This window comes from Methanoculleus sp. UBA413 (assembly GCF_002502935.1).
In the GTDB taxonomy this organism is placed as follows: Archaea; Halobacteriota; Methanomicrobia; order Methanomicrobiales; family Methanoculleaceae; genus Methanoculleus; species Methanoculleus bourgensis.
The window spans coordinates 5,270-6,483 of sequence record NZ_DAQR01000124.1; the positions used below are offsets into that span (position 1 = coordinate 5,270).

1 pseudogene is annotated in these 1,214 nt (G+C 63.7%); it reads right to left on the reverse strand.

The window, feature by feature from the left end:
* Positions 1 to 1,214: pseudogene (locus BP858_RS10730) on the reverse strand (lysine decarboxylase); the annotation flags it as partial.

Genomic DNA, 1,214 nt, shown 5'->3' on the forward strand with positions numbered 1-1,214 from the left:
ACTGCCGCAACCTCGCCCCGCACCAGGCGGCGGTAGGCCTCCGCCGGGGTCATCGCCGGTTCCGGCAGCGTCGCGTAGACTGCCCTGACGACGTCGGTGATCGAGACATCCTTCAGGTAGCCGTGCATCTCCTGGCAGAGGTCGGAGAGCCCCCGCCCCGAATACCGGGCCGGGTGTTCCCGCACCAGGTCGGGAAAGACCTCCTCGAGCGGGCTGTTGCGATCGTAGAGCGCCTTGAACCGGAAGAGTTCCGCAAGCAGCGTCCCCGACTTACCTTTGGTGATCCCGAGCGTGAAGAGGACCAGGAACGAGTAGTACCCGGTCTTCTCGACGACAATCCCGCTCTCCCTGAGGTACTTCGTGACGATGCCTGCCGGTATCCCCCGGTCCTCCATGCTCCCGCCAGGCCTTATCCCGGGGGTGAGGATGGTCACCTTGATGGGGTCGAGCATCGCGTATCCTTCTTCGATGCCGGCAAACCCGTGCCAGGTATCGTTCGGATCCAGGAGCCAGCAGCCGGCGTGATTCCTGAGAAGCAGGTCATCCGCATCCCCAAGCGGCCTCTCTGCCTCCTGGTCCATGATACAGTCAGGCTGCCAGACGGTGAACCACCAGTAGTTCTCCTCGGGAAGGGGGCTTGCCCGGATCTCCTCTGCCACCGTCACCATCTTCTTCCGAAACACGATTGCCTCCTCAATCGCCTCCTCGATGAGGAACTTCCCCGAGTGCCCGGCCATCATCCTGGCTGCGACGTCGAGGGAGGCGATGATGGTGTACTGAGGGGAGGTGGAGGTGAACATCATGAACGCCTCGTTGAACCGGGGGTGGTCGACGGGTCCTTTGCCCTGCCTGACGTGGAGCATCGAGCCCTGCGAGAAGGCGGCGAGGACCTTATGGGTTGACTGGGTGGCAAAGACCGTCGGGCCGACCTCGCCTGGGGTGTGCATCCCGAACCGCCCGGCGTAGAGGGGGTGGAACCTGGCGTAGGCGGACCACGCCTCGTCGAAGTGGAGGTATGGGACCACGTCCCGCAATTGCTCCTCGATCCGCTCTGCGCTGTAGCAGATCCCGTCGTACGTGGAGTTCGTGATCGCAGCCAGCCTGACCGCCTGCACTGCAGGGTCATCTATGAGCGGGCAGGCCCGGATCTTTTCCCTGATGACCTCAGGCCTGAACTCGCGGCTGCGGATGGGCCCGATGATCCCGTACTCGTT